General features: G+C 52.5%; 2 protein-coding genes. Both read left to right on the top strand.

All coding sequences use genetic code 11. The features are described from left to right. Positions 1–171: 171 nt before the first annotated feature. On the top strand, positions 172–1,779 hold the full coding sequence (locus tag NCN04_RS10195) for a TolC family protein (RefSeq protein WP_250396023.1): 1,608 nt from the start codon (positions 172–174) through the stop codon (positions 1,777–1,779). Beyond that, positions 1,776–2,588 carry an inositol monophosphatase family protein gene (locus NCN04_RS10190; protein WP_502988788.1) on the top strand — a complete coding sequence of 271 codons (813 nt, stop codon included), beginning with the start codon at positions 1,776–1,778 and terminating at the stop codon, positions 2,586–2,588. The genes NCN04_RS10195 and NCN04_RS10190 overlap by 4 nt, the downstream gene beginning before the upstream one ends. The last annotated feature ends 197 nt before the right edge of the window (positions 2,589–2,785 follow it).

The raw sequence follows: 2,785 nt of genomic DNA, 5'->3' as shown, positions 1-2,785 counted from the left end.
GCACTCGGTTCCATCGAAAAAAGCACTTAAACTCAAACCAGTTCCAGTTTTGTTGTGCTTCGGACAGCTGCTCATATTGCTCTAGTTGCAGGTTTTCTACCTGTTTTTGCAGCGACCCCTGCACTTGCTCAGAACGCTGAGGGTGTGTCCGACTCCTCCGAGTCGTTCTTGATGGATCAGTCGACTCTGCCGAATGCCATCGACATCAAAGGGCCTCGTCCCAAGGCCGATCCATCGGTATTGCCACCCGCGGCAACCACCCTCCCTGATGATTTGAAAGCGCTGTCATCACCTGACAGCCTTGCCTTGCCCGACCTTCCCTCTCAGGTCACGATCCGCGAACTCCGACCATTGACGCTTCAAGAGGTGGAGCGCTTAGTTGAAGTGAACAACCCCGGCTTGAAGGCTGCCGCAAGTCAGGTTGAACAGGCCAAGTCCTCACTGCGTGCTGCGATAGCGCTTTGGTATCCCACAGTGAATCTGACTGCGAATGGATTGCCGCAATATCTTGAGGGTGAACGATATAGTAATCCTGATTTTCTCACTACATTTAATCAGCCAAATCCTCTGACAGGAGAACCATTTTCGGGACGTGACCCAAACACTTACACAAGACGTTGGTCGGCCAATTTTTCTGCCCAAGTGCAGTGGAATCTGATCGATCCTGCACGTGTTCCTCAAATAGCGTCAGCACGCGACAGTTTTGAGAGAGCAAGTGATGCTTACCTCATCGCGTTGAGAGATCTTAGGCTTCAGGCCTCAACAAGTTATTTTGAGCTCCAGCGTCAGGACGAACAAGTACGCATCGGTCAACAGTCGGTTCGGGCTTCGCTTGTGAGTTTGAGTGACGCCCGTGCTCGATACCAAGCTGGAGTCGCTAACAAACTCGAAGTATTGGAAGCGCAAACGCAGCTTTCGAGAGACCGATTGCAGCTCACCAATGGTTTAGCTGCTCAATCCCGTGCTCGCCGAGGATTAGCTTCACTTCTGGATCTTCCACAGGATGTCACCCCCACAGCCGCGGATCCATCTCGCGTGCTCGGCACTTGGCAACCATCACTGCAAGAAAGCATCATCGCTGCCTATGCGTTCAGGGAAGAGTTAGATCAGTTCATTCTGGATATCTCAATCAGCAACAGCAACGCCAATGCTGCTCTCGCTGCTGTGCAGCCAGTACTGAGCATCTTTAATAGGTTTGATACATCTAGGATTCAGGGTCAGCAAGATCAACAGGGATCGGTTGATCTTGATGATTACACCTGGAATTACAACAATGCCGTTGGTTTAAGCGCTACCTGGAACATTTTTGATGGTGGGCGTGCCCGCGCTCAATACCGTCAAAATAAGCAGCGTGCCGAAGAGAGCAAATACAATTTTGCTTCTGAGCGCGATAGCATTCGTTCAGAAGTTGAAGATAGTTTCTTCAATCTTCGCAGAGCGTCCCAGAACATTCATACCACCACTAGTGAGGTTCTAACCGCTGCTGAGTCGTTGAGAATTGCTCGTTTACGATTTCAAGCTGGTGTAACGACACAACGTGAGGTTGTGGAAACTCAGCGTGATTTAACGGAAGCTCAGGTCCGTTACGCCAATGCAATCAACGCTTACAACGTCAGTATCGCTGAATTGCGCCGTCGCACCGGACTTGATCAAGTGTTGGCATGTCCAGCCCTCAATTTGCCTGCTACAAAGCCATCGCAGGCAGATATTGATGTCCCCATCGAGCCGCAACCTAATCGTCCTCCTTGCGAAGCACCAGTTCCTGTGTTTCAGAGCTGAGCAGGGTGCCTCCTGACCCGCTTACTCCTCAGCAACTCGAGCGAGTGCATCTTTTACTTGATCAAGTTGCAGAACGTCAGCGCAATGACTTTGGCCACATCGTGTCCGACGTCAAACCTGATGGAAGCTTGATCACAGCCTGTGATCGATGGAGTGATGCTGCCTTTGTTCAGGGACTAGCCGAAATTGCCCCTGGTGAGGGTGTGCTCAGTGAAGAGGGAAGTCAGGAGTGTCCGTCGAGCCAGGCGTACTGGGTGGTGGATCCGTTGGATGGCACCACCAATTTCGCGGCTGGAATTCCTTACTGGGCTATCTCGATTGCAAGATTCGTGAATGGTGAGCCTTCAGAGGCGTTTCTCGATATCCCTTCCTTGCGCCAAAGGATCGTCGCGATTCGAGGACAAGGGGCTTGGCGTAATCAAAAACGGTTGACCCCCGATATCAGGGTTGCGGCTGGAAGCTCTTGTATATCGCTTTGCAGTCGATCGATTCGAGTTCTCCAGAAAAGGCCACACCAGTCCTTTCCAGGGAAAATACGTCTTTTGGGTGTTGCAAGCCTCAATTTGGTCAGTGTGGCGATGGGCCAAACCGCTGGTGCGCTCGAGGCCACTCCCAAAATTTGGGACTTAGCCGCAGCTTGGCTCGTGCTCACTGAACTGGGCTGCCCCTTGATTTGGCTCGGCCCTCATCCGGCTCATTTGGAACCAGGCTGGGATCTCTCAGAGATGGGCTTCCCTGTGGTGGCTGCTGGCTCTCAGAAGCAGCTGGAACGTTTGGCGCCTTGGGGAGAGCTTCTGCTGAAGGGTTGAGCTCTACGGTTGCTTTCGCCGAAAGGTTGCAATGAGGGTGGGCTGTGGGTTATGTTTTTGGACTGCGCGAGGGAGTCACACTCCGAGGCGCAGCCGAGGGACGCAAAGAGCGAAAGCTTGAAGTGTTCAGCGGGTGCTTACGAGGTTGGGGGAGAGATCCCACGATGTTGTAAGTTTCACAGGCGGTCGCGAGACCG

It is taken from the genome of Synechococcus sp. MU1655, assembly GCF_023630655.1.
In the GTDB taxonomy this organism is placed as follows: domain Bacteria; phylum Cyanobacteriota; class Cyanobacteriia; order PCC-6307; family Cyanobiaceae; genus Synechococcus_C.
Note: the sequence above shows the minus strand (reverse complement) of the source record. Positions and strands in the feature narration are given on the sequence as shown.

Coding starts and splice junctions, on each gene's coding strand:
- NCN04_RS10195 (WP_250396023.1), top strand. CDS start 172: ATGGATCAGTCGACTCTGCCGAATGCCATCGACATCAAAGGGCCTCGT.